2 protein-coding genes are annotated in these 3,877 nt (G+C 32.3%); one reads left to right on the top strand and one right to left on the bottom strand.

The window, feature by feature from the left end; genetic code table 11:
- Window positions 1-118 precede the first annotated feature (118 nt).
- The gene (locus KQA_RS0202900; protein ID WP_010177908.1) at window positions 119-2,317 is read right to left on the bottom strand and encodes a B12-binding domain-containing radical SAM protein; all 2,199 of its coding nucleotides are present in this window, start codon (window positions 2,315-2,317) and stop codon (window positions 119-121) included.
- A 509-nt stretch (window positions 2,318-2,826) separates the two neighbouring features.
- Between KQA_RS0202900 and KQA_RS18405 the strand changes: the two genes are divergently transcribed.
- Window positions 2,827-3,877, top strand: a 1,051-nt coding sequence (locus KQA_RS18405) for a glycoside hydrolase family 5 protein (protein WP_010177911.1), incomplete at its 3' end; no start/stop codon positions are given.

Genomic DNA, 3,877 nt, shown 5'->3' on the forward strand with positions numbered 1-3,877 from the left:
ACATTAATTTACGACAAAACCCTCGTATTTACAAGGGTTTTGAGTATTCTGAATGCGCCATCAAAATAGACTAATTTTCGGCACTTTATTTTTATAATTTATGAAAGCAAAGGCTGTATTATAAAACTAATAAACCATTTTTTCTCAGCTTTTCGATAGGTTTTGAAAACCAAAATAGCTCAAAATTTTCAAATTTAGTTTCGTAACTAGTTTTTAGTTGAGTAAATGATATTTGCTTGTCGTTATTAGGTTTTAACTCTTCTAAAATAGAAACTAACCAATTACCTTGGGGTTGATTTACGGAAATTTGAAATGCTTCAGTTCGATCATGAAAAGTTAAGGTAAGTAATTTTTTTACAGTCCCTTTTTTTGATTTTATCTTTTCGGTAATAGTTGGTGTGTTTCCTAACCAAGTAATTTTTGCAGTGGGTTTAATTTTAAAATTTAAAGGAGTATGTAAACAACTTTCAATAAAAAAAGGATCAATAGTTGTGTGTGGAATCTTAAAATCAAACCAATCTTGTAATGGTAAATCAAAAGCAATTCCATGCATGTAATTAAACAAAGACTTTTTTAAACCAAAACTAAATTTAGCGTGATCAATACCGGTGTGGTCGGTAAAATTAATGTCATTATTAGCAAAGCTAATATCATTATAATGAGGTGTAATATGATACTCAGCTGGATTTAAACCAACTGGGCTATGTGCAGTAAGTGCAAATTGATGCCAAAAACCAGATTGTAGTATACCTAATTCAAATAACTGTCGAACCATTTCAAGACTATCAACAGTTTCTTGAATAGTCTGTGTAGGATAGCCATACATTAAATAGGCATGAACCATAATGTTGGCTTCGGTGAAATTACGGGTCACTTGAGATACTTGCTCAATAGTTACTCCTTTATCTATTAGTTTTAGTAACCGATCCGAAGCCACTTCTAATCCTCCGGAAACAGCAATGCATCCAGAAGCTTTTAAAAGTAGACAGAGATCTTTTGTGAAGTTTTTTTCAAAACGGATATTTGTCCACCAAGTAACTACTAGTTTTCGCTTAATAATTTCGAGCGCTATAGCTTTCATAAGTGAGGGTGGGGCCGCTTCATCAACAAAATGAAAACCGTTTTCATTGGTTTGAGTAATGAGCTCTTCCATTCGATCTACTAGTAATTTTGCTGCGACAGGTTCGTATATTTTGATGTAATCGAGGGATATATCACAAAAGGTACATTTACCCCAATAGCACCCATGAGCCATGGTAAGTTTGTTCCATCGACCATCGCTCCAAAGACTATGCATTGGATTAGCAATTTCGATTACCGAAATATACTTGTCAAGTAAAAGATCGGAATAATCAGGGGTACCTACATCGATTTGTTTGTAGTCGTTTCTTTTTGAGCGGTTATTGTATATAACTTTTTCATTTTCTAATAAAAAAGTACGTTTAAGTTCAATACCTTGATTGTTATTATCACCTTTACAAATAACATTGTAGAGTAGTTCAATGGGAAGTTCACCATCATCTAAAGTAATATAATCAAAAAACTCAAAGACACGTACGTCTGATACAGAACGCAATTCGGTATTAGGAAACCCACCTCCCATAGAAATCTTAATACCTGAATAGTTTTTCTTTATAAACTGAGCACAACGAAAAGCACTATAAAGGTTTCCAGGAAATGGTACAGAAATACAGACCCATTTAGGAGTGATTTCCTGTAGGCGTTGATCAAGAATTTGAAGTGTAATTTGATCAATATAGGTTGGTTTACTGAGCAAAGAATTGTATAATTCGTCAAATGAATTAGCACTTTGTCCTAAGCGTTCGGCATAGCGACTAAAACCAAAATTGGGATCAATACATTCAATGATAAAGTCGGATAAATCTTCTAAATATAAAGTAGCTAAATGCTTTGCTTTATCTTGCATTCCCATGGAACCAAATGCCCATTCCATATCATCTAGTTGATCAAAACGAGAAGCTTCTGGTAGAAAATTTTCAGTGCATATTTGTCTTGCAAATGTGGGGTTTTTTCCTTGTAAAAAAGCAATTACATTATCAATAGTTTTTAGGTAATCTTCTTTTAAAACGTATATTCTATGACAATTGTCAGAAATAATGCAATCGTTAGTATGTGCATATTCAAATATATCAATAAAACTTTTTTTAGTAAATAAAGTCAAAATTACTTCTATCCCTAAATCCATTTGAAAAGCACTAATATTTTTAGTGTTTAAAAAGCCTTTTATGTAAGCAGTAGCTGGGTATGGCGTATTTAATTGCGTAAATGGAGGGGTTATGAGTAGGATATCTTTCAATAGTTACAATTTTGAATTTATTATTTACAAAGGTAATTGAAACAGAATTGCTAATGAAAGTGTAAAAGGGGATTGATTATTGTATTAGTATTCTCTGTAAGAAGAAATTAATCTAAATTTTAATTTTTTCTGATTAGAAAGTTGAAATTAATATACCATTATTTAGTTGTTAGTGTGGTTGTAAAGCGGTTTTTTGTAGTTTTTTATCATCAATAGATGTTGATTGTTTTAATGTTAACTTATTTGTTTTCAAATTTTTATAATTTTAATTGAGTTGTGTTATTAATTATTTGTGTATTAATTTTAATCGTGTGTAGGTAAAAATGCGTAATCTTTAGGTTGAAAAATATTAATTATAGGTTAAAGTGATTTATAATTATGATTTTGTAAGTTTTTTTCTTTGGAATGTGTTTTTAATCTGTTTTTTCTTACAAAATAAGGTAAAATTTTGAGGTAATAACTACGTTATGCATGCACAATACTAATCTTTTACAACAATCTTTTAACTTATGAAAAAAAGTATAATTACCCTTTTTTCGGCCTTATTAGCATCTTCTGTAGCACTAGCGCAAGGAGTTGTTAGTGATAATGGTTTGATGAAAGTGGATGGGAATCAAATTGAAAATAAAAACGGACAACCTTTTAGTGTTGCTGGAAACAGTATATTTTGGAGTGGATTCCAAACAGTAGGAGGTAAGTTTTACCGTAAAGATGTTGTTGATCATTTAGCTAAAAATTGGAAAGCGGGAGTTGTTAGAGCGGCTATGGCAGTTGAAGAAGCTGATGGAGATGGAGGTGTACCACCGACTAGTGATCGTTTTCCTGATGCAAGAATGGTGAATCCTAGCGGCCAAGGATACTTTAATAATCCAGCAGGTGAACTAGCTAAAGTTAAAACTATTATTGATGCCGCAATAGCAAATGATATTTATGTACTTGTAGATTTTCACTCACATTTTGCACACTTTTATAAAGATCAAGCTATTGAATTTTTTACTGAAATAGCAAGAACTTATGGTACTAATGATCATATTATTTATGAGATTTTTAATGAGCCAATAGGTACAGCAAGAAACAGAGCAAACAATAGTGATGGCGCTGCATTTAGTGAATTTGATACCACTTGGAACACTATAATAAGACCTTATGCTATTGATGTAATTAAGGCAATTAGAGCTATTGACCCCGATAACTTAATTATCGTTGGTACACCAGGATTTTCGCAAGGAGTTGAAGCAGCAGCAGATAAGCCTATAACTAAAGCAGATTTAGGTTTTGGAGCTTCTGATGAACTTAACATAGCTTACACATTGCATTTTTATGCAAATCAGCCAGAACATGTAGCTTTACGAGGAGCAGCACAAAGAGCTTTAGATAAAGGAATTGCTTTATTTGTAACTGAATGGGGAACAGTTGAAGCTAGTGGAGATGGAGCTGTAAGTGAAAGCGAAACATTAGCGTGGATGAAATTCATGAAAGATAACAACATCAGTCATGCAAACTGGTCTATTACAGATAAGTTCGAAGGAGCATCGGTAATAAAAGGTAATTTAGGAGTTG

The organism is Aquimarina agarilytica ZC1 (genome assembly GCF_000255455.1).
Classification (GTDB): domain Bacteria; phylum Bacteroidota; class Bacteroidia; order Flavobacteriales; family Flavobacteriaceae; genus Aquimarina; species Aquimarina agarilytica.